This is a genomic window from Streptomyces sp. NPDC111802 (assembly GCF_055634335.1).
In genome coordinates this window covers 1-22,397 of sequence record NZ_JBVKCZ010000048.1, presented here as the reverse complement: position 1 = coordinate 22,397, position 22,397 = coordinate 1, and the positions used below count along the sequence as shown (strand labels likewise).

At 71.2% G+C, this 22,397-nt stretch carries 20 protein-coding genes and 1 pseudogene; 12 read left to right on the top strand and 9 right to left on the bottom strand.

What is annotated here, in order from left to right:
- Positions 1 to 23: 23 nt before the first annotated feature.
- From ACZ7NC_RS37175 to ACZ7NC_RS37160, 4 genes and pseudogenes are all read left to right on the top strand, one after another.
- A pseudogene (locus tag ACZ7NC_RS37175) lies at positions 24 to 131 on the top strand (DUF3574 domain-containing protein); the annotation flags it as partial.
- A gap of 141 nt (positions 132 to 272) precedes the next feature.
- On the top strand, positions 273 to 1,661 hold the full coding sequence (locus ACZ7NC_RS37170; protein ID WP_471495163.1) for an aldehyde dehydrogenase family protein: 1,389 nt from the start codon (positions 273 to 275) through the stop codon (positions 1,659 to 1,661).
- A gap of 11 nt (positions 1,662 to 1,672) precedes the next feature.
- Positions 1,673 to 2,752 carry a Zn-dependent alcohol dehydrogenase gene (locus ACZ7NC_RS37165; RefSeq protein WP_471495161.1) on the top strand — a complete coding sequence of 360 codons (1,080 nt, stop codon included), beginning with the start codon at positions 1,673 to 1,675 and terminating at the stop codon, positions 2,750 to 2,752.
- Between the two features lie 191 nt (positions 2,753 to 2,943).
- Complete coding sequence (locus tag ACZ7NC_RS37160; RefSeq protein WP_471495159.1) at positions 2,944 to 4,266, top strand: MFS transporter; 1,323 nt, start codon at positions 2,944 to 2,946, stop codon at positions 4,264 to 4,266.
- On the opposite strand, the gene ACZ7NC_RS37155 is transcribed toward ACZ7NC_RS37160, so the two are convergent.
- From ACZ7NC_RS37155 to ACZ7NC_RS37145, 3 genes are all read right to left on the bottom strand, one after another.
- Positions 4,258 to 5,199, bottom strand: coding sequence for a DMT family transporter (locus ACZ7NC_RS37155; protein ID WP_471495157.1), 942 nt, complete (start codon positions 5,197 to 5,199; stop codon positions 4,258 to 4,260). The genes ACZ7NC_RS37160 and ACZ7NC_RS37155 overlap by 9 nt on opposite strands.
- A 521-nt stretch (positions 5,200 to 5,720) precedes the next feature.
- A complete protein-coding gene (locus ACZ7NC_RS37150; protein WP_471495155.1) occupies positions 5,721 to 6,431 on the bottom strand; it encodes an ArsR/SmtB family transcription factor in 711 nt (236 codons plus the stop codon).
- A gap of 46 nt (positions 6,432 to 6,477) precedes the next feature.
- On the bottom strand, positions 6,478 to 7,116 hold the full coding sequence (locus tag ACZ7NC_RS37145) for a TetR/AcrR family transcriptional regulator (protein WP_471495153.1): 639 nt from the start codon (positions 7,114 to 7,116) through the stop codon (positions 6,478 to 6,480).
- Between the two features lie 104 nt (positions 7,117 to 7,220).
- Between ACZ7NC_RS37145 and ACZ7NC_RS37140 the strand changes: the two genes are divergently transcribed.
- From ACZ7NC_RS37140 to ACZ7NC_RS37130, 3 genes are all read left to right on the top strand, one after another.
- Positions 7,221 to 8,372 carry an acyl-CoA dehydrogenase family protein gene (locus tag ACZ7NC_RS37140; protein WP_471495151.1) on the top strand — a complete coding sequence of 384 codons (1,152 nt, stop codon included), beginning with the start codon at positions 7,221 to 7,223 and terminating at the stop codon, positions 8,370 to 8,372.
- A gap of 59 nt (positions 8,373 to 8,431) precedes the next feature.
- Positions 8,432 to 8,677 (top strand): YiaA/YiaB family inner membrane protein, encoded by a 246-nt coding sequence (locus ACZ7NC_RS37135; protein ID WP_471495149.1) that lies wholly within the window; start codon positions 8,432 to 8,434, stop codon positions 8,675 to 8,677.
- A gap of 128 nt (positions 8,678 to 8,805) precedes the next feature.
- Positions 8,806 to 9,429 (top strand): TetR/AcrR family transcriptional regulator, encoded by a 624-nt coding sequence (locus ACZ7NC_RS37130; protein ID WP_471495147.1) that lies wholly within the window; start codon positions 8,806 to 8,808, stop codon positions 9,427 to 9,429.
- A 33-nt stretch (positions 9,430 to 9,462) separates the two neighbouring features.
- On the opposite strand, the gene ACZ7NC_RS37125 is transcribed toward ACZ7NC_RS37130, so the two are convergent.
- Complete coding sequence (locus tag ACZ7NC_RS37125; protein WP_471495145.1) at positions 9,463 to 9,924, bottom strand: MaoC family dehydratase; 462 nt, start codon at positions 9,922 to 9,924, stop codon at positions 9,463 to 9,465.
- A gap of 132 nt (positions 9,925 to 10,056) precedes the next feature.
- Here ACZ7NC_RS37125 and soxR point away from each other — a divergent pair, with 132 nt between their 5' ends.
- Positions 10,057 to 10,554: a redox-sensitive transcriptional activator SoxR gene (gene soxR / locus ACZ7NC_RS37120; protein ID WP_471495143.1), complete on the top strand. Its 498-nt coding sequence runs from the start codon at positions 10,057 to 10,059 to the stop codon at positions 10,552 to 10,554.
- Between the two features lie 67 nt (positions 10,555 to 10,621).
- Here soxR and ACZ7NC_RS37115 read toward each other — a convergent pair whose 3' ends face one another.
- The 3 genes from ACZ7NC_RS37115 to ACZ7NC_RS37105 all read right to left on the bottom strand — a co-directional run bounded on the left by ACZ7NC_RS37115 (position 10,622) and on the right by ACZ7NC_RS37105 (position 13,279).
- On the bottom strand, positions 10,622 to 11,689 hold the full coding sequence (locus ACZ7NC_RS37115) for an RNA ligase (ATP) (protein ID WP_471495141.1): 1,068 nt from the start codon (positions 11,687 to 11,689) through the stop codon (positions 10,622 to 10,624).
- A 122-nt stretch (positions 11,690 to 11,811) separates the two neighbouring features.
- Positions 11,812 to 12,540, bottom strand: a complete 729-nt coding sequence (locus ACZ7NC_RS37110) for a 3-keto-5-aminohexanoate cleavage protein (protein ID WP_471495139.1) — start codon at positions 12,538 to 12,540, stop codon at positions 11,812 to 11,814.
- Between the two features lie 133 nt (positions 12,541 to 12,673).
- Positions 12,674 to 13,279, bottom strand: a complete 606-nt coding sequence (locus ACZ7NC_RS37105; protein WP_471495137.1) for a hypothetical protein — start codon at positions 13,277 to 13,279, stop codon at positions 12,674 to 12,676.
- Between the two features lie 222 nt (positions 13,280 to 13,501).
- Between ACZ7NC_RS37105 and ACZ7NC_RS37100 the strand changes: the two genes are divergently transcribed.
- Entirely contained in the window at positions 13,502 to 16,300 is a 2,799-nt protein-coding gene (locus ACZ7NC_RS37100; protein ID WP_471495135.1) for a penicillin acylase family protein, read from the top strand.
- 21 nt (positions 16,301 to 16,321) lie between these two features.
- Here ACZ7NC_RS37100 and ACZ7NC_RS37095 read toward each other — a convergent pair whose 3' ends face one another.
- Positions 16,322 to 17,653, bottom strand: a complete 1,332-nt coding sequence (locus ACZ7NC_RS37095; RefSeq protein WP_471495133.1) for a serine-threonine protein kinase — start codon at positions 17,651 to 17,653, stop codon at positions 16,322 to 16,324.
- Positions 17,654 to 17,749: 96 nt separating this feature from the next.
- Entirely contained in the window at positions 17,750 to 18,985 is a 1,236-nt protein-coding gene (locus ACZ7NC_RS37090; RefSeq protein ID WP_471495131.1) for an exo-beta-N-acetylmuramidase NamZ family protein, read from the bottom strand.
- Between the two features lie 164 nt (positions 18,986 to 19,149).
- On the opposite strand from ACZ7NC_RS37090, the gene ACZ7NC_RS37085 reads away from it, so the two are divergent.
- Genes ACZ7NC_RS37085 through ACZ7NC_RS37075 form a run of 3 tightly spaced genes read left to right on the top strand, consistent with a single transcriptional unit; the run spans position 19,150 to position 22,208 of the window.
- A complete protein-coding gene (locus ACZ7NC_RS37085; protein WP_471495129.1) occupies positions 19,150 to 19,923 on the top strand; it encodes an SDR family oxidoreductase in 774 nt (257 codons plus the stop codon).
- Entirely contained in the window at positions 19,920 to 21,596 is a 1,677-nt protein-coding gene (locus ACZ7NC_RS37080; RefSeq protein WP_471495127.1) for a class I adenylate-forming enzyme family protein, read from the top strand. Before ACZ7NC_RS37085 ends, ACZ7NC_RS37080 begins: the two co-directional genes overlap by 4 nt.
- A gap of 18 nt (positions 21,597 to 21,614) precedes the next feature.
- Entirely contained in the window at positions 21,615 to 22,208 is a 594-nt protein-coding gene (locus tag ACZ7NC_RS37075) for a TetR/AcrR family transcriptional regulator (RefSeq protein ID WP_471495125.1), read from the top strand.
- Positions 22,209 to 22,397 lie beyond the last annotated feature (189 nt).

The window sequence follows — 22,397 nt, the reverse complement described above, 5'->3', positions numbered from 1 at the left end:
GAACGTGCCCTTCGCGCCCGGACAGCGGCCCGGAGGTCACCGACGAGCGGTTCATGGCGCTCGTCGGCGAGGAGGTCACGCTGCACTTTCCGGACGGGCTGACCATCCAGACGGTCAGGAGGCGGTGGGGAGGGTGGACGACGAGGCGCGCGTCGACTTCTGATGTCATGGGTCGCGCGGCGGAGCCGCATGGCGATACCGCTGGCGCCCAAAAACTAACGCCGCTAGTTTATGGGTCGGACGATGATGTGGCCCGCCCGGGAGGAAGCGTGATGAAGGCACACGACGGCATGTACATCGACGGCGCGTGGCGCCCCGCCGCCGGCCGGGATGTGATCGAGGTGGTGAACCCGGCCGACGAGCAGGTCATCGGCAGGGTCCCGGCCGGCACCGCCGCCGACGTCGACACCGCCGTACGAGCCGCCCGCAGCGCCTTCCCTGGCTGGGCCGCGACCCCGCCCGCCGAACGGGCCGCACGGCTGGCCGCCCTCCGGGACGCCCTGGCGGCCCGCAAGGACGAGATCGCCGAGACGGTCACCGCCGAACTCGGCTCGCCGCTGAAGTTCTCCCAGTCGGTCCACGCGGGCGCGCCCATCGCGGTCGCGGGCACCTACGCCGAACTCGCGGCGACGTACGCCTTCGAGGAGAAGGTCGGCAACTCCACCGTGTACCTCGAACCCATCGGCGTGGTCGGGGCGATCACGCCCTGGAACTACCCGCTCCACCAGATCGTCGCCAAGGTCGCCCCGGCGCTGGCGACCGGCTGCACGGTGGTCCTGAAGCCCGCCGAGGACACCCCGCTGGTCGCCCAGCTCTTCGCCGAGGCGGTGCACGAGGCCGGCGTCCCGGCGGGCGTCTTCAACCTGGTCACCGGCCTCGGCCCGGTCGCGGGACAGGCGCTCGCCGAGCATCCGGGCGTCGACCTGGTCTCCTTCACCGGCTCCACCGCCGTCGGCCGGCAGATCGGCGCGGTGGCAGGCGCGGCGATCAAGAAGGTCGCCCTGGAACTCGGCGGAAAGTCCGCCAACGTCATCCTGCCGAGCGCCGACCTGGCCGCCGCGGTCAATGTCGGCGTCGCCAACGTCATGTCCAACTCCGGGCAGACGTGCAGCGCCTGGACGCGGATGCTGGTGCACGCCGACCAGTACGACGAGGCCGTGGAGCTGGCCGCAACCGCCGCCGCGAAGTACGGCGAGCGCATCGGCCCGGTGGTCAGCGCCAAGCAGCGGGCGCGGGTGCTCGGCTACATCGAGAAGGGCGTCGCCGAGGGAGCCCGGCTGGTCGCCGGCGGCAGCGAACCTCCGCGCGAGCAGGGCTACTTCGTCAGCCCGACCGTCTTCGCGGACGTGACCCCCGAGATGACCATCGCGCAGGAGGAGATCTTCGGCCCGGTCCTGTCCATCCTGCGGTACGAGGACGAGGAGGACGCCCTGCGGATCGCCACCGGCACGGTCTACGGCCTCGCGGGCGCGGTCTGGGCCGGCGAGGAGGCGGAGGCCGTGGCCTTCGCGCGCCGGATGGACACCGGTCAGGTCGACATCAACGGCGGGCGCTTCAACGTCCGCGCCCCCTTCGGGGGGTACAAGCAGTCGGGCGTCGGCCGTGAGCTCGGCACGCACGGCCTGGCCGAGTATCTCCAGACCAAGTCCCTGCAGTTCTGAGGAGCCCGCACATGGTTCGCGCCGCCGTCCTGCCCGCCATCGGTGCCCCCCTGGAGGTCACCGACATCGACCTGCCCGACCCCGGACCCGGCCAGGTCCGCGTCCGACTCGCCGCCGCCGGCGTCTGCCACTCCGACCTGTCCCTGTCCAACGGGACCATGCGCGTCCCCGTCCCCGCGGTCCTGGGCCACGAGGGCGCGGGCACGGTGGTGGCCGTGGGGGAGGGGGTCACGCGGGTCGCGCCGGGTGCCGACGTGGTCCTCAACTGGGCCCCGTCCTGCGGCAGTTGCCACGCCTGCGGGCTGGGTGAGGTGTGGCTGTGCGCCAACGCGCTGAACGGCGCCGCCGACATCTATGCCCGTACTGCGGACGGCACCGACCTCCATCCCGGTCTGAACGTCGCCGCGTTCGCCGAGGAGACGGTGGTCCCGGAGGGCTGCCTGCTGCCGCTCCCGGACGGCGTCCCGCTCACCGACGCCGCCCTGCTGGGCTGTGCCGTGCTCACCGGTTACGGCGCCGTGCACCACTCGGCGCGGGTCCGGGCGGGGGAGACCGTCGCGGTGTTCGGCGTCGGAGGCGTGGGCCTCGCCGCCCTCCAGTCGGCCCGGATCGCGGGTGCGGCGAAGATCGTCGCGGTCGATGTCTCCCCGGCGAAGGAGGAACTGGCGCGCGCGGCGGGAGCCACCGACTACGTCGTCGCCTCCGAGAACACCGCCCGCGAGATCCGGGGCCTGACGGACAAGCAGGGCGTGGACGTGTCCGTGGAGTGCGTGGGCCGGGCGACCACGATCCGCGCCGCCTGGGACGCCACCCGCCGCGGCGGCCGCACCACGGTCGTCGGCATCGGCGGCAAGGACCAGCAGGTCACCTTCAACGCCCTGGAGATCTTCCACTGGGGCCGCACCCTCTCCGGCTGTGTATACGGCAACTCCGACCCGGCACGGGACCTGCCGGTGCTGGCCGAGCACGTACGCGCCGGGCGCCTGGACCTGGGCGCGCTGGTGACGGAACGAATCGCGCTGGACGGAATCCCGGCGGCGTTCGAGAACATGATCGCGGGGAAGGGCGGCAGGGCGCTGGTCGTGTTCTAGCCCTGCCCGCCGCGTGCCCCGGTCTCCGCGCGAGACCGGGGACTTCGGCATGTCCACGCCCGCTCGTCATGCCATGTGCAGGTAAAACTCCTACCGCGCGACCCGTTGACGTCCATACCGTCCGGTCAGTACGGTCCCCGGAACCCGAGCCACCCCCCGTTCCGTCCCCGCACCCACCGGAGTGTGCACGCATGGACACGGCACCTTCCGCCCAGCCGCTCACCCTCACTGCTCCGGCCGTCGGCAACCGCCGTCGCGTCGCCACCGCCGCGGCTCTCGCCTCGGCCGTCGAGTGGTACGACTACTTCGTCTTCGGCATCGCCGCCGCGCTCGTCCTCGGCGACCTGTACTTCCCGGCCGGCAGCTCCACCGCCGGAGTGCTCGCCGCCTTCGCCACCTTCGCCGTCGGATTCCTGGCCCGTCCCATCGGCGGCATCGTCGCGGGCCAGCTCGGCGACAAACGGGGCCGCAAGCCGATGCTGGTCCTCGCGCTCACCCTCATGGGCATCGCCACCACCGGCATCGGCCTGCTCCCCACGTACGACACGATCGGCGTCGCCGCCCCGATCCTGCTCGTCGTCCTGCGCATCGCCCAGGGCGTCGCGGTCGGCGCCCAGTGGGGCGGCGCGATGCTGCTGGCCACCGAGTACGCCCCCGAGGGCAAGCGCGGCATCTACGGCAGCGTCGTCCAACTCGGCGTCCCCATCGGCGTGGTGACCGCCAACACCGTCTTCCTGCTCGCCGGGGCCTTCACCACCGACGCGCAGTTCGCGGCGTGGGGCTGGCGCGTGCCGTTCCTGATCGGCCTGCTCGTCCTCGCGCTCGCCTGGTACATCCACACCCGCGTCGAGGAGACCCCCGAATTCCGCCAGGCCGAACAGGCGCTGGCCGAGAAGGAGAAGGCCGAGCAGAGCAGCCCCCTGCGCACGATCCTGCGCGGCCACCTGAGCACGGTCCTCCTCGCCGGCGGCTCCTTCGCCGTCAACACCGCGACCTTCTACATCCTGATCACCGGCGTCCTCGACTACACGACCCGGGAACTCGACATGGAGAAGGGCGCGGTCCTCACCGTCTCGCTCTGCGTCAGCCTCACCCAGCTGGTGCTGATCCCGGCCGCCGCCGCGCTCTCGGACAAGGTCGGCCGTATCCGGATCTACGCGCTCGGCGCCGTCGGCATCGCCCTGTGGGCCGTACCGCTGTTCCTGCTGATCGACACCGGGTCGCTGCTGTGGCTGGCGGTCGGCACATTCGTCGCCAGCTGCTTCCTCAGCATCATGTACGGCCCCCAGGCGGCCCTGTTCGCCGAGTTGTTCACGCCCGAGATGCGCTACACGGGCGCCTCCCTCGGCTACCAGATCGCGGCCGTGCTCGGCGGCGGGCTCGCCCCGTTCATCATGGTGCTGCTGCTGGAGGCCGCCGGTACCTCGATGGCGGTGTCCGCCTACATCATCGGTCTCGCGGTGATCGCGCTGCTGTCCATCAAGGTGCTCGCGGACAGGGCGCGTTCACGCTGACTCACGGGCCTGCTCGGGTTGTGGCGCGGTTGCCACGACCCGGGCGGACCGGGTCCGGGACCGCGACACGGCGACACCGGCCAGGCACAGCGCCCCGCCCGCCAGTGTGAGCGGCCCCGGCACCTCGCCGAGCGCCAGCCAGGACATCAGCACGACCAGCGCGGGCACCGCGTACGTGGTCGCGCCCATACGGCTGGCGGTCGTGCGGGCCAGGGCGTACGCCCAAGTCGTGAAGGCGAGCGCCAGGGAGAAGACGCCCAGATAGACCAGGTTGAGGGTCGCGGGCACCGAGGCGTCGGCCACGTCGTCGACGAGCTGCCCGGAGAAGGGCAGGCAGAGAACCGCCCCGACCAGACACCCGAAGGTCGTCACCTGGAGCGCGCTCGCGTGGCCGAGGGCCGGCTTCTGCGCCACCGCGCCGCCCGCGTAACCGACCGCCGCGAGCAGACACAGCACCACCCCGAGCACCGACGATCCGCCCCCGCCCGACATCGACAGCCCCACGGTCACCGCACCGGCGAACGACACCGCCATCCCCGCCAGCAGCCTCGGCGGCATCGGGTCGCCGAGCAGTCTGGCCCCCAGCAGCGCGATGAGCAGGGGCCCGATGTTCACGACCAGCGCCGCCGTACCGGCGTCCACCTGCTGCTCGCCCCAGTTCAGCACGACGCTGTAGAAGCCGAACCACAGCAGGCCCGATATCGCGATCCCGGGCCACGCCGCCCGGGGCGGCAGCCCCTCCCGCCGGACCAGGCAGATGACCCCCAGCACCAGGGCGCCGACGAGCAGCCTCCCGAGCGCGAGCGCACCCGGCGAGTACTCGGCCCCCGCACTGCGGATGGAGACGAAGGCGGAGGCCCACAACACGACGGTGACGGTGGCGCCACCGGCGGCGAGCAACTCCGTACGGCGGGCAGGGGAGGCGTTCATCATGCTCCAGAGGCTAGGAAGGGAAAACGAACGAGGCTGGCGGATTTCGGACGAGGCACAGGTCCGGGGCGCGGGGTCCGGGGCGCGGGGCGGCGGGCAGAGTTACGCCGACTGCAGCCCACCAGAGGCGCGCGGCGGCGGGCAGAGTTACGCCGACTGCAGCCCACCAGAGGCGCGCGGCGGCGGACAGGGTTACGCCAACTGCAGCCCACCAGGGGCGCGGGGCGGCGATCGGAGTTACGCCAACTGCAGCCCACCAGGGGCGCGGGGAACTGCGCGACAAGCCCCCACACACCCGCACCCGGCCCCCGACACAAGCCGCCGCCCCCTGAGCCGCCGCCTCACCGCAACGCCTTCGCCTCGGAGGTGTGGGGTCCGGGGCTGTGACCCGGGGCGGCCGGCAGAGTTGCGCCAACTGCAGCCCACCAGGGGCGCGGGGAACTGCGCGACCAGCCCCCCACACACCCGCGCCCGACACCCGGCACCCCGCAGGCACCCCGCACCCGACACAAGCCGCCGCCCCCTCACCGCAACGCCCCCGCCTCGATACCCAGCAGCCTGCCCAGCGCCCGCTCTCCCGACGGAGTCACTTTCACGGCCCGCTCCGACCCGATCCGCACGCACCACCCCGCCTCCAGCGCGTGCCGGCACAGCGTGGCGCCGGCGACCCCGGCCAGGTGGGGGCGGCGCTCCGTCCAGTCGAGGCAGGCACGTGCCAGGGGGCGTCGGCTCGACCGGTCGAGGGAGATGCCGGTGGACTCGAACCAGCCGAGCCCCGTGTCCGTCAGCGCGAACCCGGTGTCCTGGCGCAGCAGCCCCTGCGAGGTCAGCGCGTCGGTGACCGCGATGCCGAGCCGCCCGGCGAGATGGTCGTAGCAGGTGCGGCCCCTGGCCATCGCCGAGCCCGCGCCGGCCTCCCGTAGCGTCCGGGGCCGTCGGGTCGTCCCCGGCGCCACATGGGCCGCCAGGTCCTCCACGAGCTGGGCGATCCGCGCGTCGGCCAGCCGGACGTACCGATGCCGTCCCTGCCGCTCCTCGGCCAGCAGGCCGCCCGCGACGAGCTTGCCCAGGTGCTCGCTCAGTGTCGAGGCGGCGACCCCGGCGTGCCGCGCCAGCTCACCGGCGGTCCACGCCCGGCCGTCGAGCAGCGCCAGCAGACAGGCGGCCCGGGTCTCGTCGGCGATGAGCGCGGCGAGCCGGGCCAGCTGGAGGGCCTGTGGATCCCTGGTGGTCATGCGTCCAGGATGCGGCACGGACACTTCGGTGCCGGCCGAAGGATGACTACGCCTTTGCGGCCTGCTCGTACTGCCGCGCCAGCCCGTCCAGCAGCGCCGTCAGCCCCGTCTCGAAGGCCCGCTCGTCGATCTTCTCCTGCTGCTCGGCGAGCAGGTGGGCCTGCCCGAGGTGCGGGTAGTCGGACGGGTCGTACGCGCTCGCGTCGTCCACGAAGCCCCCGGCGAACGAGCCGAGCGCCGAGCCCATGATGAAGTACCGCATCAGCGCGCCGATGGACGTGGCCTGCGGCGGCGGCCAGCCCGCCTCGACCATCGCGCCGTAGACCGCGTCGGCGAGCCGCAGCGCGGCCGGACGGCGGCCGGGGCCGCGGGCGAGGACGGGCACGATGTTCGGGTGGTCGCGCAGGGCCGCCCGATAGGAGACCGCCCAGTCGTGCAGCGCGGTCCGCCAGTCCCGGCCGTCCTCGAACATCGACAGGTCGACCTGGCCGCTCACCGAGTCGGCGACCGCCTCCAGGATCTCGTCCTTCGTGCGGAAGTGGTTGTACAGGGACGGCCCGCTCACGCCCAGCTCGGCGGCGAGCCGGCGCGTGGAGACGGCCGACAGGCCTTCCGCGTCCACGAGTTCGCGAGCCGTCTCGACGATCCGGTCGTAGCTGAGGAGGGGCTTGCGCGGTCGGGCCATGGCGCACATAGTAGGGCTGCCGACCAGAAACTAGCAGTGCTAATTTAAATGCACGGCTTTCGATCCACGACCGTCCGCGTCCACCGACTGTGGGGTGACTCTGCATGAACCTGGAGCTCAGCGAGGAGCAGACCGCCGTCCGGCGGCTCGCCCGGGACTTCGTGGACCGCGAGATCGCCCCGAACGTCGTCGCGTGGGACCGCGCCGAGGAGGTCGACCGCTCGATCGTCAAGAAGCTCGGCGAGGTCGGCTTCCTGGGCCTGACCATCGACGAGGAGTACGGCGGCTCCGGCGGCGACCACCTGGCGTACTGCCTGGTCACGGAGGAGCTGGGCAGGGGCGACTCCTCGGTGCGCGGCATCGTGTCGGTCTCCCTGGGTCTGGTCGCCAAGACGATCGCCGCCTGGGGGAGCGAGGAGCAAAGGCGCCGCTGGCTGCCGGGGCTCACCGCGGGCGAGCTGGTCGGCTGCTTCGGCCTCACCGAGCCGGGCACGGGCTCCGACGCGGGCAACCTCACCACACGGGCGGTGCGTGACGGCGACGACTACGTCCTCAACGGCACCAAGATGTTCATCACCAACGGCACCTGGGCCGACGTCGTCCTGCTCTTCGCCCGCTCCACCGACGCGCCGGGCCACAAGGGCGTCTCCGCCTTCCTCGTCCCCACCGACACGCCCGGCCTGACCCGCCGCACGATCCACGGCAAGCTCGGCCTGCGCGGCCAGGCCACCGCCGAACTGGTCCTTCAGGACGTACGGGTGCCGGCGGCGGCCCTGCTGGGGGAGGAGGGCAAGGGCTTCTCGGTCGCGATGTCCGCCCTGGCCAAGGGGCGGATGTCGGTCGCCGCGGGATGCGTCGGCATAGCCCAGGCCGCGCTGGACGCGGCCGTCCGGTACGCCGGTGAGCGTGAGCAGTTCGGCAGGTCCATCGCCCACCATCAGCTGGTCCAGGAGCTGATCAGCGACATCGCCGTCGACGTGGACGCGGCCCGGCTGCTGACCTGGCGGGTCGCCGACCTGATCGACCGGGGCCAGCCCTTCGCCGTGGAGTCCTCCAAGGCCAAGCTCTTCGCCTCGGAGGCCGCCGTACGCGCCGCCAACAACGCACTCCAGGTCTTCGGCGGCTACGGCTACATCGACGAGTATCCGGCGGGCAAGCTGCTGCGCGACGCCCGGGTGATGACCCTCTACGAGGGCACGAGCCAGATCCAGAAGCTGCTCATCGGCCGGGCGCTGACCGGGGTTTCGGCTTTCTGAGTACCTTCTAGGTACTTCGGCGGATGTGGCGGCGGCCATATCCGCCGACCCTTGTCCCCATGAGTGACGCATCGGGCAAGCAGCAGAACACGGCGGCCTTCTACGGCCAGGCCGTCGCCTCCTTCGCGGTCGCCATGGCCGCGACCGCCATCGGCATCTTCAAGCTGAACGCCGACGCCTGGGTGCGCGCCTTCCTCGGGATCGCCGTCCTGTACCTCGTCACCTCCGCGTTCACGCTCTCCAAGGTGATCCGGGACCGGCAGGAGGCCGCGGATCGCGCGTACCACCCCTTCGAAAAGCTCTGACGGCTCCGAGACCTCCTGGACCTCCTGGACCTCCTGGACCTCCCAGACCCTCCGGGCCGCCACGCTAAGCGCTCGCTCACCTTGGGCGGTATGGTGGTCCCTCTGTCTTCGAGAGGGGCGAGTGAGCGATGAGTACGGCGGAGGAGACGGCCGGCGGCGATGCGTCGGCGTGGGCCGAGGTCACCCCCGACGCGGCCCGGCGGCTGCTGATCGCCGCCGTGGAGGCCTTCGCCGAGCGCGGCTACCACGCCACGACGACCCGTGACATCGCGGGCCGCGCCGGTATGAGCCCGGCAGCGCTCTACATCCACTACAAGACCAAGGAAGAGCTGCTGCACCGCATCAGCAGGATCGGCCACGAGAAGGCCCTGGAGATCCTGCGGACGGCGGCCCGGCGCGAGGGCAGCGCGGCCGAGCGGCTCGCCGACGCCGTGGGCTCCTTCGTCCGCTGGCACGCCGGGGGGCGCACCACCGCGCGGGTCGTGCAGTACGAGCTGGACTCGCTCGGCCCCGACGCCCGCGCCGAGATCCTCGCGCTGCGGCGGCAGTGCGACGCCGAGGTACGCGGGATCATCGAGGACGGTGTGGCGGCCGGCGAGTTCGATGTGCTGGACGTGAAGGGCACCACCCTCGCGGTGCTGTCGCTGTGCATCGACGTGGCCCGCTGGTTCAACGTCGACGGCCCCTGGACACCGGACGAGGTCGGCGCACTGTACGCCGACCTCGTGCTGCGGATGGTGGGGGCGAAGTAGGCCCGGCCGCTGCTGGTGCCCGCTGCGGCCCCGCTACAGGTAGTACCGCGCGACGGACTCGGCCACGCAGACCGGCTTGTCCCCGCCCTCGCGCTCCACGGTGAAGGCGACGGCGACCTGGATGCCGCCCGTCACGTCCTCGACCCCGGTGATGGTGGCGGTGGCGCGCAGCCTCGACCCCACCGGGACCGGGGCGGGGAAACGAACCTTGTTCGTCCCGTAGTTGACGCCCATCTTCACGCCCTCGACCTTGATGAGCTGGGGGCCGAAGAGCGGAAGCAGCGACAGTGTGAGATACCCGTGGGCGATGGTGGTCCCGAAGGGCCCGGAAGCGGCCTTCTCCGGATCGACATGGATCCACTGATGATCGCCGGTGGCCTCGGCGAACAGGTCGATCCGCTTCTGGTCGACCTCCAGCCAGTCCGTGTACCCCAGCTGCTCGCCCACCGCCGACTTCAGGTCGTCGGCGGAGGTGAAGATCCTCGGCTCTGCCATGTCCCGGCCTCCCGCGTCACGTATGTCTGTGAGTGATGCCTGCGCCACTTCTCTAAGCGACTGCTTAGCATGCTAGGTGACGGGACCCCTGTCAACGGATCGGGGCGATGGCCGGGTAGGTAGGTTTGAGGGGTGCCCCAGATCCCCGAGAAGATCCACGAGCTCACCGTCGGCCAGCTGTCCGCGCGTAGTGGTGCCGCGGTCTCCGCCCTGCACTTCTACGAGTCCAAGGGCCTGATCAGCAGCAGCCGCACCACCGGCAACCAACGCCGCTACACCCGTGACACCCTGCGCCGGGTGGCCTTCGTCCGGGCCGCGCAACGTGTCGGCATCCCCCTGGCCACGATCCGCGAGGCCCTCGCCGAACTCCCCGAGGAGCGCACGCCCACCCATGAGGACTGGGCACGTCTGTCGCAGGCCTGGCGCTCGGAACTGGACGAGCGCATCAATCAACTGAACCGCCTCCGCGATCACTTGACCGACTGCATCGGCTGCGGCTGCCTCTCGCTGGACACCTGTGTCCTCTCCAACCCGGACGATGTCTTCGGCGAACGCCTCACGGGGTCTCGTCTGATGGCGGAGCAAGGGGGCGGCGGGCAGAAGGGGAAGGGTGCCGGCAGGGCCGGATGACAGGGCGTGAGCGACCTGACCCCGCACCGGCCCCGGCGTCGGGCGCCTGCCGGAAGGCGGCGCCCGCTTACTCGTACTCGGTCCCGCCCTTGCGCGTCAGATAGGCCGGACTGACGGCCTTCGCGATCGCCCGCCCCCCGGTCACCGCGCTGTACCGCTCGACGACGGGACGTATCACCACACCCTCCCGCAGATGCAGCTCCCGCCCGGACACCGTCTCCCGCCCGCTCGCGACCTCCAGCACCCGCTCGATGTCGAAGGGACCCTCGAACAGCCGCGGTACCAAAGGCAGTTCGCCCTCCAGTACGTCCGCCGCGTCCAGCCACTCCACCCGGCCGTCGATCTCCGCGGACACATCGAACGCGGCGTACCCCAACGTCTCCCGTCGCCCGTCGGCGCCGTACGTCAGGTCCTGCACGCCCGCCCCGAACACCTCACCGAAGATCCCGACCCGCCGGGCCCCGAGCCGCTCGGCCAGTCGAGCGGCCGCCTCGGCGACGCCGTGCCCGCGTACCGCCCGCCAGTACAGATTCCGCGACTCCTCGCGCAGTGCCAGCGACTTCGCGCCGAAACCCTTGGAGGAGACCTGGACCCGGCCCTCGTCGGCGACATACGTCAGCAGACACGCCGACCCGTGCAGCTTCTCGGTCAGCACCACCGGCTCACCGGGCGTGAAGATGTCCGGATACCGCTGGATGTTCTCGATGTCGACCCAAGGCAGCAGATCCGGCGCCGACTCCACGTCACCGGACATCGTCGGCGGGATCGGCGGTACCCACTTGGTGATCCCCAGCCGCTCGGCGAAGTCCGTGCCCTCCGAGGCCGCCCGTGTGAGGTCGACGCCGGCCAGCACCTTCGGCCGGCACACGATCCCCTGCGACAGCTCACCGCGCAGCCGCACCGCCTTGACCCGGTCGGCGCTGCTCCCCGCCAGCCGCCCGGTCAGCCCCAGCTCCTCGATCAGCTCGACCGGGAGCACGGACTGCTCGGGGATGTACACGGCGGCCTCGCCGGTGCGGTACGCGCCCTTGGCGACGACGGCGCGGTACAGACCCACCTGGGCCAGCTCCAGCGCGTCGGCGTTGGGATGTTCATGGACGGTCAGCACTTCGGCGGTGACGCGCAGCGTCGACATGAGGGGCTCCTTCAGGACCTCGGGTCTCGTTTCATCGCCCCCAACTGTCCGGACGGGAAAGGGCTGGAGCGAGCGGTTTACGGACTGCTACCGTCGCGATCCGTCCTCGCCCCGCCCCTGCCCTATGACGAGCGTCGGGCCCACCCGTACTGGACCAGTCCCTCGGCCACCAACTGAGCATTGGACCGGGCCCGTTCACCGTCCGGCAGGACCAGCGTGTCCTCCAGGCCGATCCGCGTCGCAAGCCCCAGCCGCCCCGCCAGCCGCAGCACCGGCCACGCGCCCCCGTCCTCCCCGTGCAACAGCACCGGGCGGCCGAACGCCGGGCCAAGGTCGGTCAGGAGGTCATGGGCGGTCCGCTCGGCTGTCTCCGGCGATGTGTCCGTCACCTCCGCCAGAACCCGCAACACCCTTGGCCCCAGCCGCGAGACCGCGAAACGCGCCGCTCCGTCCGTGCCGGACCAGATGCCCGCCTCCACGCCCACGCCCCGCTCCAGCAGCGCCGCCGCCAGCTCCTCGGCGCCCGGCTCGTGCCAGTTGACCGAGGCGTGGTCCGGCAGGACCGTCCAGCTTCGGACGCGCTCCAGCCGTGCGCCGGGATCCGGTTCCGCCCATGCGCCCGTGGTCACACCGACCGGCACCGACACTCGCGCGCGTATCTCCTCCAGCGTCGGCGCGAGCACGCGCGGGGACAGGCTGTCCTGGCCGCAGGGGGTCTTGGGATGGACATGGATGTCCGTGGCACCGGCCACTACGGCCTCGGCCGCGGCGTCGGCCAGCGCCGTCGGCGAGAGCGGTACCGCCGCTCCGTCGCCCGCCCCTCGGGGCCCGTTGAGACACACCTGGATCATGTCTCGATGGTGCCAGTCACCACTGACAACGAACCTGCGACGAACGACCCTGCGACGAACGGCCCGCGAACGACCCCGCAACGAGAAAGGCCGGCAATAGGGGGTGCGGCATCCCCGGCGCACCCCCGTCGTACTAGGCGGACACGAGCAGCCGCCGTCCGCGCCGCGACGCCGCCAGCGCCTCGGGCGTGAGCACCGGGCGCGGCACCACGATCCCGCACACCGTGCAGACCGGGCCCGACGACGGTTCATGGGCGAGGTCGTACATCCAGATCAGCCGGTCCCCGCAGCACACCGGGCACTCCGAGCCCGGCTCGCGCTCCAGCGCGGAGATCAGTCGGCGCAGCACCTCGGCCAGGGGTTCATCCGGGTGGACCTGGGGATCGTCGCACCAGGCGACTCCGAAACCGCCCCAGGTCAGCCGGTGCCAGTCGTCCACGCTGCCCGGCCTGCGCAGTCCGTCGTGCTTTTCCTTCTTGCGTCGCTCGGCGAACTCGACCTCGTAGGCCAGCCAGACCGAACGCGCCTCTTCCAGTTCTTCCAACGCGGCCACGAGCCGCGCCGGGTCGGGGGACCGGTCCTCCGGACCGAATCCCGCCCGGGAGCACAAATGGTCCCAGGTCGCCCTGTGCCCGTAAGGAGCGAATCGCTCAAGGCACTTCCGCAGCGAGTAGCGTCGCAGCGCGAGATCGCACCGCGGATCGCGCACCTGTCTCGCCAGACTCCGGAAACCGGCCATCGCCCTGCACCTCCGTCACACCTGCACCTGTACTTCGGTCACTTCGGCGTCGTCGTTCGGACGTCGCCGAATAGACGTATCGACAAGCGATTCGGCTCCATCCGATTTCCCATGACCTCCCTGGCGAGTCCTGGCGACCCGAAAAGGTGACGCATGTTCATCTTCAATCCCGGGGATACCGCCGGTAACACTTTCGGCCCACCCTCGTCGGTAGGAGCTGCCATGCCAAGGCGTCACTTGAGCCACTCCCCGGACAGACTGAGAACTCCCGGCAGATTCCCCGGGTTCCTGAAGACCGCATCCATATGCGCCCTGATCGCCGGTCTTTTGTCGCCACTTTCCCCGGCGGTCGCCGCGTCCCGGGCGGCAGTGACGGAGGTCACTGCCGCGAACGACCACTGCGGGAACCAGTGCTCCGACATACTGCCGCCGGGCCAGAACGGCAACGCCACCCTGGCGCAGGTCCTCCTCAACCAGGCCTTCGGCACCATGCCGGAACACGCCTCCGACCAGCTGGGTCCCTACGCCGGCCTGGCCAAGGGCTACTCCGGCCTCACCAACGCGACGATCAACAACTTCTTCAACGACGCCTCGTTCGGCGTCCCGTCCGATCAAGTCGCCTCCACCGTCAGTCCAGCCGGGCGCGGCGACGTGACGATCGTCCGTGACAAGAAGACGGGCGTACCGCACATCACCGGTACCACCAGATACGGCACTGAGTTCGGCGTGGGCTATGCCGCCGCCCAGGACCGGCTGTGGCTGATGGACGTCTTCCGGCACGTCGGGCGTGGCGGGCTGACCTCCTTCGCCGGCGGCGCGCCCTCCAACCAGGGTCTTGAGCAGCAGTTCTGGCGCAACGCGCCCTACACCGAGGCCGATCTGCAGGCCCAGATCGACAACGCCGTCGCCTCCAACGGCGAACGCGGCCGGCAGGCCCTCGCCGATGCCAACGCCTATCTCGACGGCATCAACGCCTATATCGACGCCTCCGACAGCGGCCGCTACTTCCCTGGCGAGTACGTCCTGACCGGCCACAAGGACTCCATCACCAACGCCGGCACGATCGAGCACTTCAAGCAGACCGACCTGGTCGCGCTGGGCTCCGTCATCGGCGCGCTGTTCGGCTCCGGAGGCGGCGGCGAGGTCAACAACGCGATCTCGCTGCTGGCCGCGCAGGAGAAGTACGGCGTGGCCGAGGGCACCAGGGTCTGGGAGTCGTTCCGCGAGCGCAACGACCCCGAGGCGGTCGTCACCGTCCACGACAAGAGCTTCTCGTACGCCACCCGCCCCACCGACCCGCAGGGCGAGGCCCTGCCCGACGCCGGCTCGGTGACCGAGGAACAGCTCGTGTACGACCGTACGGGCAGCGCGGCCGGCTCCGCCGCGGGCACCGCCTCCGCCACGGCGGCTCGGACCGCCATGACCTCGGCCAAGCGGGGCATGTCCAACGCCCTGGTGGTGAGCGGCGAGCACACCGCGAGCGGCCATCCGGTCGCCGTCTTCGGCCCGCAGACCGGCTACTTCGCCCCCCAGCTGCTTCTGCTCCAGGAGATCCAGGGCCCCGGCATCAGCGCCCGCGGCGCCTCCTTCGCCGGCCTGAGCATGTACGTCGAGCTCGGCCGCGGCCAGGACTACTCATGGAGCGCCACCACCTCCGGCCAGGACATCATCGACACCTACGCCGTCGAGCTGTGCCAGGACGACCACCACTACCTGTACCGCGGCACCTGCACCGCGATGGAGAAGATCGAGCAGAAGAACGCCTGGAAGCCCACGACCGCCGACAGCACCCCCGCCGGCTCGTACACGATGCGGGTCTGGCGCACGAAGTACGGTCCCGTCACCCACCGCGCGACCGTCGGCGGCAAGAGGGTCGCCTACACCACCCTGCGCTCGTCCTACCTGCACGAGGCCGACTCGATCATCGGCTTCCAGATGCTGAACGACCCGGACTACGTCAAGGGCCCCGAGGACTTCCAGAAGGCGGTGCAGCACATCAACTACACCTTCAACTGGTTCTACGCCGACTCCGAGCACACCGCCTACTACAACAGCGGCGACAACCCGGTCCGGGCGACCGGCGTCGACGCGGAGTTCCCGGTGTGGGCGCGGCAGACGTACGAGTGGCGGGGCTGGGACCCGGCGAAGAACACGGCGCAGTACACCCCGGCGTCCGAGCACCCCAACTCCATCGACCAGGACTACTACATCTCCTGGAACAACAAGCAGGCCAAGGAGTACACGACCGCGCCCTGGGGCGACGGCTCGGTCCACCGCGGCAACCTGCTGGAGAACCGGGTGAGGAAGCTGGTCGCCGCGGGCGGTGTGACCCGGGCCTCGCTGGTGAAGGCCATGGCGGAGGCGGGCCTTGCCGATCTGCGGGCCGAGGACGTGCTGCCCGACCTGCTCAAGGTCGTGGGCGGCTCGACCGTGACCGACCCCACGGCCGCGGCGGCCGTGAGCAAGCTGCAGGCGTGGCTGACGGCGGGCGGCAAGCGCACCGAGACATCGGCCGGTTCGAAGACATACGCCGACGCCGACGCGATCCGCATCCTGGACGCGTGGTGGCCGCTGCTGGTGAAGGCCGAGTTCGAGCCGGGGCTCGGCAGCGAGCTGTACGGCGCGATGACGGACAACCTGCCCATCGACGAGTCCCCGTCGGCAGCCCACGGGCCGACCGGCTCGCACGCCGGAAGCTCCTTCCAGTACGGCTGGTGGAGCTACGTCGACAAGGACATCCGGGCCGTGCTCGGTGAGCCCGTGCAGGGCCCGCTCGCACAGAAGTACTGCGGCGGCGGCAGCCTCGGCGCCTGCCGGGACCTCCTGATCAGCACCCTGAAGGAGGCGGCGGGCAAGACCGCGGCCCAGGTCTACCCCGGCGACGACCAGCGCTCGGCGGGCGACCAGTGGTGTGCCGACTCGATCGTCCAGCGCACCCTCGGCGGCATCAAGCACGGCCGGATCAGCTGGCAGAACCGGCCGACGTATCAGCAGGTCGTGGAGTTCACGTCACACCGGTGACGGTGAGCGGCCGGCGGCGGGTCAGCGGATACGGCCCGCCGCCAGCACCAGCCGCGCCAGCTCCCGGTGCACGATGTCGCTGTGCGCCCCCGTGGGCGGCCCGCCCCGTCTGACCACCGCCGTCGCGTCGACGTTCACGCACCCCGACGCCGGCAGCGTCGCCTCCAGGGCGTCGGCCAGCTTCAGCGACTTCGTCCCCGGCACCGCCCGCACCCCGTCGTGCCCCATCGCACCCCACTTGTCACCCAGCAGCCGCCCGACGTCCGGCGCCGCGATCCCCCGTGCGTCGCCCGCCATACGGGAGGCCAGCGGGTACATCGTGGACAGCGCCGAGTCATGCCGCGAGTAGCAGCACACCAGTGGTCCGTCGATACGTTTGTGCTGGCCCTCCAGCACCCCGCCCGCATGGGCGTCGTGCGGCAGCCGGGACGCGAACGCGTAGTGCGAGAAGGCGCCTTGCAGCAGGGTCACGGACTTCACGGTCCGCACCCCCTTCGGCAGCCCGCGCAACGCGAACGACACCAGCCGCGCGCCGAAGCTGTGCCCCACGAGATGCACCCGCACCTCGGGCTCCCGCGCGGCCAGTTGCCCGACGACCCGGCCGAGCCCGCGCTCACCGACCGTCCCCGCGCGCCGCTTCATCGCGTAGTACGTCGCCTGCCGCAGCAACTCGTGCGCGCCCTCCCACGGGTTGGGCAGCGAGAAGGAGGCCACGCCACCGTCCGGCGCCGCGTCGGGCGGTTCGAGATGCGTCAGCGTCCGCGCGAACTCCTCGCACAGGGCCGCGGTGGAGCCCGAGAACAGGTCCGGTGAGTCCTGCGGCACCCCCTCGCGCAGCGTGTCCGCCGCGAACAGCGCCTGCGGCCCCGGCGGCACCACGTCCACCAGCATCCGCACCAGCCGCCCGAACTCCTCCAACTCGGCCTCCTCGCGCGGCTGCTGGTCCAGCAGCCGCGCGATCTGGTCGATCACGGTCGCCCGCCCCGGGAACGTCTCCAGCAGCGCGTGCCGCGTGTCCTTGTCGAGCACCGGCCGACGCGGCATCTCGGCCGCCACGGCCCGCGGAAAGTCTGGGATCGGCTCGTCCGAGAACCGCATCGACGGCCAGACCACGCCCACGTACCCGATCCTCGCCTCCGGCGCGAGCTGCGGGATCGGCGCGAAGAAGCCGTCGTAGAGCCGGGTCGCGCCCGAGCGGTCGTTGTTCCAGCCGTGCGCGAAGACGATCAGATCACGGACGCCGTGCTGCGCCACGCCGGCCAGCAGCCGGTCCCGTCTGCCGGCGTCCGGGTCCCCGTCCGCGTCGAAGGTCAGCTCCCAGTAGGGAGTCACGCTCACTGCCGGATCCGCCATGACAGGCCCCCTCGGCCCCCGTAGTGGTGCTGTACGGGCGCATCGTCCTGCTACCTGGCGGGATTGGCCATACGTCGTCACCCATCCGCGGGCCGCTCATTTGTACAGCAGGTACTCCCTGCGGACCCGCCGGAACGCCGCCAGCTCCTGTTGCCAGCCCGCCACCACCTCGTCGGTGTTCGCGCCCGCGTCGATCATCGTGCGGACCCGGGTGGAGCCGGTGAGCTTGTCGATCCAGTTGTCCGGGCGCCAGGCGAAGCCGCTCCAGGCCTTCTTGGCGGTCACCAGCAGGGCGATTCCGGTGCGGACGGGGTCGTAGGCGGCTCGGTCGCGCACATGGATCTGTACGCCGCCGATGGTCCTGCCCTGGAACTTGGAGAACGTGGGCGCGAAGTACGCCTCCCTGAAGTGCATGCCGGGCAGGCCGAGTTCGTTGGCCGCCGCCGCCCAACGGCCGTCGATGCCCTCCGCGCCGAGCAGTTCGAAGGGGCGGGTGGTGCCGCGGCCCTCCGAGAGGTTCGTGCCCTCGAAGAGACAGGTGCCGGAGTAGACGAGGGCGGTGTCCGGGGTCGGCATGTTCGGGCTCGGCGGCACCCAGGGCAGGCCCCACGCGTCGTAGAACTCGGATCGCTTCCAGCCCGTCATCCGTACGGTCTCCAGGGGCACCGGGGTGGTCAGGAACTCCCCGTTGAACAGCCGCGCCAGCTCGGCGACGGTCATGCCGTGGGCCTGGGAGATGGGGCGGCGGCCCACGAAGCTGGCGAACTCCTGGTGCAGGACCGGACCTTGGGCCGCACGTCCGGTCACCGGGTTCGGCCGGTCCAGTACGACGAAGCGCTTGCCGGCGAGCTGGGCCGCCTCCATGCAGTCGTAGAGGGTCCAGATGTATGTGTAGAAGCGGGCGCCCACGTCCTGGATGTCGAAGACGATCGTGTCGACGCCGGAGGTGGTGAAGATGTCGGCGAGTGGCTGACCGCTCTTGAGATAGGTGTCGTAGACGGGCAGGCCGGTCGCCGGGTCGTCGTAGTGGCCTTCGGAGCCGCCTGCCTGGGCGGTGCCGCGGAAGCCGTGTTCGGGGCCGAACACGGCCCTCAGGTTCACCCTTTCGTCGGCGTGCATGACGTCTACGATGTGGCGGACGTCCCTGGTGACGCCGGTGGGGTTGGTGACGATCCCGACCTTCTGGCCGTGGAGGACGGAGTAGCCGTCGGCCGTGAGGCGCTCGAAACCGGTGCGCAGTGGCTTGTGGCGTTCGGACGCCGCCGCCGCTGCGGAAGGGAGGGATGCTGCTGCCGTTGTCGCCGCGAGTAGGGCTCGTCTGGATAGGCGCATGGGGGGCACGGTATTGCTCCCGCAGGTTGTGGGGAAGGTGCCGGTTGTCCGTGGCTTGTCGCGCAGTTCCCCGCGCCCCTTAGGGGCGATGCAGTGCCCCTTCCTTGTCACATACCGACCGGTTAGTCTGGCGCTCATAAGGGAGCCGCAGTCGAAGGAGACCGATGGTGGAAGCCGTTCAGGGTGCCGGAGTCGTCGTTACCGGGGCTGGGGGTGGCATCGGCGCGGCCCTGGCCCGGCGCTTCGCCGCCGAGGGAGCTCGCGTCGTCGTCAACGACCTGGATGCGGGGCGCGCGAAAGCGGTCGCCGAGGAGATCGGCGGCATCGCGGTGCCCGGCGACGCCTCCGCCATCGTCGCCGAGGCCCGGGACGCGCTCGGCGGTGCCATCGACGTCTACTGCGCCAACGCCGGCGTCGCCTTCGGCGGGCCCGACCTCGACGACCTCGGCGACGAGAAGTCCTGGTCGCTGTCCTGGGACGTCAATGTCATGGCCCACGTCCGCGCGGCGCACGCCCTGCTTCCCGAGTGGCTGGAGCGCGGCAGCGGACGCTTCGTCTCCACCGTCTCCGCCGCCGGGCTGCTCACGATGATCGGTGCCGCGCCCTACGCCGTCACCAAGCACGGGGCGTACGCCTTCGCCGAGTACCTGTCACTGACGTACCGGCACCGCGGGATCAAGGTTCACGCGATCTGCCCGCAGGGTGTGCGCACCGACATGCTCGCCGCCACCGGCACCGCGGGTGACCTGGTGCTCAAGCCCACCGCCATCGCCCCGGAGGATGTGGCGGACGCCCTGTTCAAGGGGATGGCGGAGGACCGCTTCCTGATCCTGCCGCACCCCGAGGTCGGCGGGTTCTACGAGGCGCGGGCCGGTGATCCCGACCGCTGGCTGGCCGGCATGAACCACCTCCAGCAGAAGTGGGAGGAGGCCCGGTGACCGGCTCCCGGTACGCGGCCAAGCCCTGGCTGCCCCTGCTGAACGACGCCCAGCGCGCCCCGATAGCCCCGGCCGACTCCCTCGTGCACGCGCTGCGCCGGGCCGCCGCCGAGACCCCGGAGCGCGAGTTCCTCGCCTACTTCGACGGCCGCCTGACCTACGGCGAGGTCGACGAGCTCAGCGACTCCGTCGCCGGGCACCTCGCCGATCGCGGACTGGAGCGCGGTGAGCGCGTGGCGGTCCTGCTGCAGAACTCCCCGCACTTCGTGCTCGCCGTGCTCGGCGCCTGGAAGGCGGGGGCGGTCGTCGTGCCCGTCAACCCGATGTACAAGTCGGGGGAGGTCACCCATGTCCTGCGGGACGGCGACGTGGCCGCGCTGATCTGTTCCGACCGGGCCTGGGAGTCGTATCTGCGCGAGACGGTGGCCGGTTCGCCGGTGCGGATCGTGCTCACCGGGTGTGAGCTGGACTTCCAGACCCGCGATGACGCGCGCGTGCTGACCTTCGAGCGGCTCCCGCAGGCCGGTGACGCCGACGACCTGGCCACGGTCGCCCGCGGCGGGCACAAGGCGCCGGAAGGCCGCGAGCCCGGCCCGTCCGACATCGCGCTGATCAGCTACACCTCGGGCACCAGCGGCGCCCCCAAGGGCGCCACCAACACGCACGGCAACATCATGTACAACGCCGAGCGGCAGCGCACCGGCCTGGGACTGCCCGAGGCGCCCGTCTACTTCGCGATGGCGCCCCTGTTCCACATCACCGGGATGGTCGCCCAGTTCGGTGCCTGCCTCAACAGCGCCGGCAAGCTCGTGCTGGCGTACCGCTTCGAGGCGGGTGTCGTGCTCGACGCGTTCGCCGAGCACGGGCCCCACTACACCGTCGGCCCGTCGACCGCCTTCATGGCGCTGGCGGCGCACCCGGCCGTCACCCGCGACCACTTCGCCTCCTTCGTCAACATCTCCTCGGGCGGCGCCCCGCTGCCGCCCGCCCTGGTGGAGAAGTTCCGGGCCGCCTTCGGGCCGTACATCCGCAACGGCTACGGCCTCACCGAGTGCACCGCCCCCTGCGCCTCCGTCCCACCCGCCCACGAGGCCCCCGTCGACCCGGTCTCCGGGACGCTCGCCGTGGGCGTGCCGGGCCCCGAGACGGTCGTCCGGATCGTCGACGACCTGGGCGAGGAGGCGCCGTTCGGCGAGCAGGGCGAGATCGTCGTACGGGGACCGCAGGTCGTCCCCGGCTACTGGCGGCGCCCCGACGCCACCGCCGAGACCTTCCCCGACGGCGAGCTGCGCACCGGCGACATCGGCTTCATGGACGCCGAGGGCTGGCTCTACGTCGTCGACCGCAAGAAGGACATGATCAACGCGTCCGGCTTCAAGGTGTGGCCGCGCGAGGTCGAGGACGTGCTCTACACACACCCGGCGGTGCGCGAGGCGGCCGTGGTCGGGGTGCCCGACGGGTACCGCGGCGAGACCGTCAAGGCGTACATCAGCCTCCGTCCGGGTGCCGAAGCCGACCCCGACGCACTCGCCGCGTACTGCCGGGAGAGACTGGCCGCCTACAAATACCCGAGGCAGGTGGAGGTCCTGCCCGACTTGCCCAAGACGGCGAGTGGGAAGATCCTCCGGCGGGAACTTCGCTCCCGCGCGAACGACCAGCAGAAGCAGAGCTGAAAGGCAGGTGGCGGCACAGTGGCCAGGACGACGGACGGAGACGGTACGCCCGTCCCGCAGCGGCTGCTCGCCGCCGCCACCCGGCTCTTCGCCGAGCAGGGCTACGACCGCACCTCGGTGCAGGAGATCGTCGAGGCGGCCGGCGTCACCAAGGGGGCGCTGTACCACTACTTCGGCTCCAAGGACGACCTGCTGCACGAGGTGTACGCGCGCGTGCTGCGCGTTCAGCAGGAGCGGCTCGACGCCTTCGCGGGCGCCGACGAGCCCATCGAGAAGCGGCTTCGGGGCGCGGCGGCGGACGTCGTGGTGACGACCATCGAGAACCTCGACGACGCGATGATCTTCTTCCGCTCGATGCACCACCTGAGCCCGGAGAAGAACAAGCAGGTGCGCGCCGAGCGCCGGCGCTACCACGAACGCTTCCGCGCGCTCGTCGAGGAGGGCCAGGAGACGGGCGTCTTCTCCAGAGCGACCCCGGCCGACCTGGTCGTCGACTACCACTTCGGGTCGGTCCACCACCTGTCGACCTGGTACCGGCCGGACGGCCCGATGAGCCCCCAGCAGGTCGCCGACCACCTCGCGGATCTGCTGCTGCGCGCGCTGCGGCCTTGACCGCCCCTTAGGCTGTCGAGACGCTCAGGGCCGGCACAGGTGCCGGTAGGGGACTTCGGGGAGGAACCTGTTCCAAGCGGCTGGGGACAGCGAGGCTCCGGCGCGTGCGCATACCGTGTCGACGGCTCGGTCCGGATCGATGTCGTACTTCTGCCACGGGACGTGCTCACCTGCGGCATACAGTGTGCC

Bases quoted from the DNA above. Each gene is read 5' to 3' on its own strand.
- ACZ7NC_RS37140 (WP_471495151.1), top strand. From the start codon at position 7,221: ATGAACCTGGAGCTCAGCGAGGAGCAGACCGCCGTCCGGCGGCTCGCC.
- ACZ7NC_RS37110 (WP_471495139.1), bottom strand. From the start codon at position 12,540: ATGATCCAGGTGTGTCTCAACGGGCCCCGAGGGGCGGGCGACGGAGCG.
- ACZ7NC_RS37145 (WP_471495153.1), bottom strand. From the start codon at position 7,116: ATGGCCCGACCGCGCAAGCCCCTCCTCAGCTACGACCGGATCGTCGAG.
- ACZ7NC_RS37090 (WP_471495131.1), bottom strand. From the start codon at position 18,985: ATGCGCCTATCCAGACGAGCCCTACTCGCGGCGACAACGGCAGCAGCA.
- ACZ7NC_RS37150 (WP_471495155.1), bottom strand. From the start codon at position 6,431: ATGACCACCAGGGATCCACAGGCCCTCCAGCTGGCCCGGCTCGCCGCG.
- ACZ7NC_RS37095 (WP_471495133.1), bottom strand. From the start codon at position 17,653: ATGGCGGATCCGGCAGTGAGCGTGACTCCCTACTGGGAGCTGACCTTC.
- ACZ7NC_RS37115 (WP_471495141.1), bottom strand. From the start codon at position 11,689: ATGTCGACGCTGCGCGTCACCGCCGAAGTGCTGACCGTCCATGAACAT.
- ACZ7NC_RS37135 (WP_471495149.1), top strand. From the start codon at position 8,432: ATGAGTGACGCATCGGGCAAGCAGCAGAACACGGCGGCCTTCTACGGC.
- ACZ7NC_RS37165 (WP_471495161.1), top strand. From the start codon at position 1,673: ATGGTTCGCGCCGCCGTCCTGCCCGCCATCGGTGCCCCCCTGGAGGTC.
- ACZ7NC_RS37085 (WP_471495129.1), top strand. From the start codon at position 19,150: ATGGTGGAAGCCGTTCAGGGTGCCGGAGTCGTCGTTACCGGGGCTGGG.
- ACZ7NC_RS37105 (WP_471495137.1), bottom strand. From the start codon at position 13,279: ATGGCCGGTTTCCGGAGTCTGGCGAGACAGGTGCGCGATCCGCGGTGC.
- ACZ7NC_RS37130 (WP_471495147.1), top strand. From the start codon at position 8,806: ATGAGTACGGCGGAGGAGACGGCCGGCGGCGATGCGTCGGCGTGGGCC.
- ACZ7NC_RS37160 (WP_471495159.1), top strand. From the start codon at position 2,944: ATGGACACGGCACCTTCCGCCCAGCCGCTCACCCTCACTGCTCCGGCC.
- ACZ7NC_RS37155 (WP_471495157.1), bottom strand. From the start codon at position 5,199: ATGATGAACGCCTCCCCTGCCCGCCGTACGGAGTTGCTCGCCGCCGGT.
- ACZ7NC_RS37170 (WP_471495163.1), top strand. From the start codon at position 273: ATGAAGGCACACGACGGCATGTACATCGACGGCGCGTGGCGCCCCGCC.
- ACZ7NC_RS37125 (WP_471495145.1), bottom strand. From the start codon at position 9,924: ATGGCAGAGCCGAGGATCTTCACCTCCGCCGACGACCTGAAGTCGGCG.
- ACZ7NC_RS37100 (WP_471495135.1), top strand. From the start codon at position 13,502: ATGCCAAGGCGTCACTTGAGCCACTCCCCGGACAGACTGAGAACTCCC.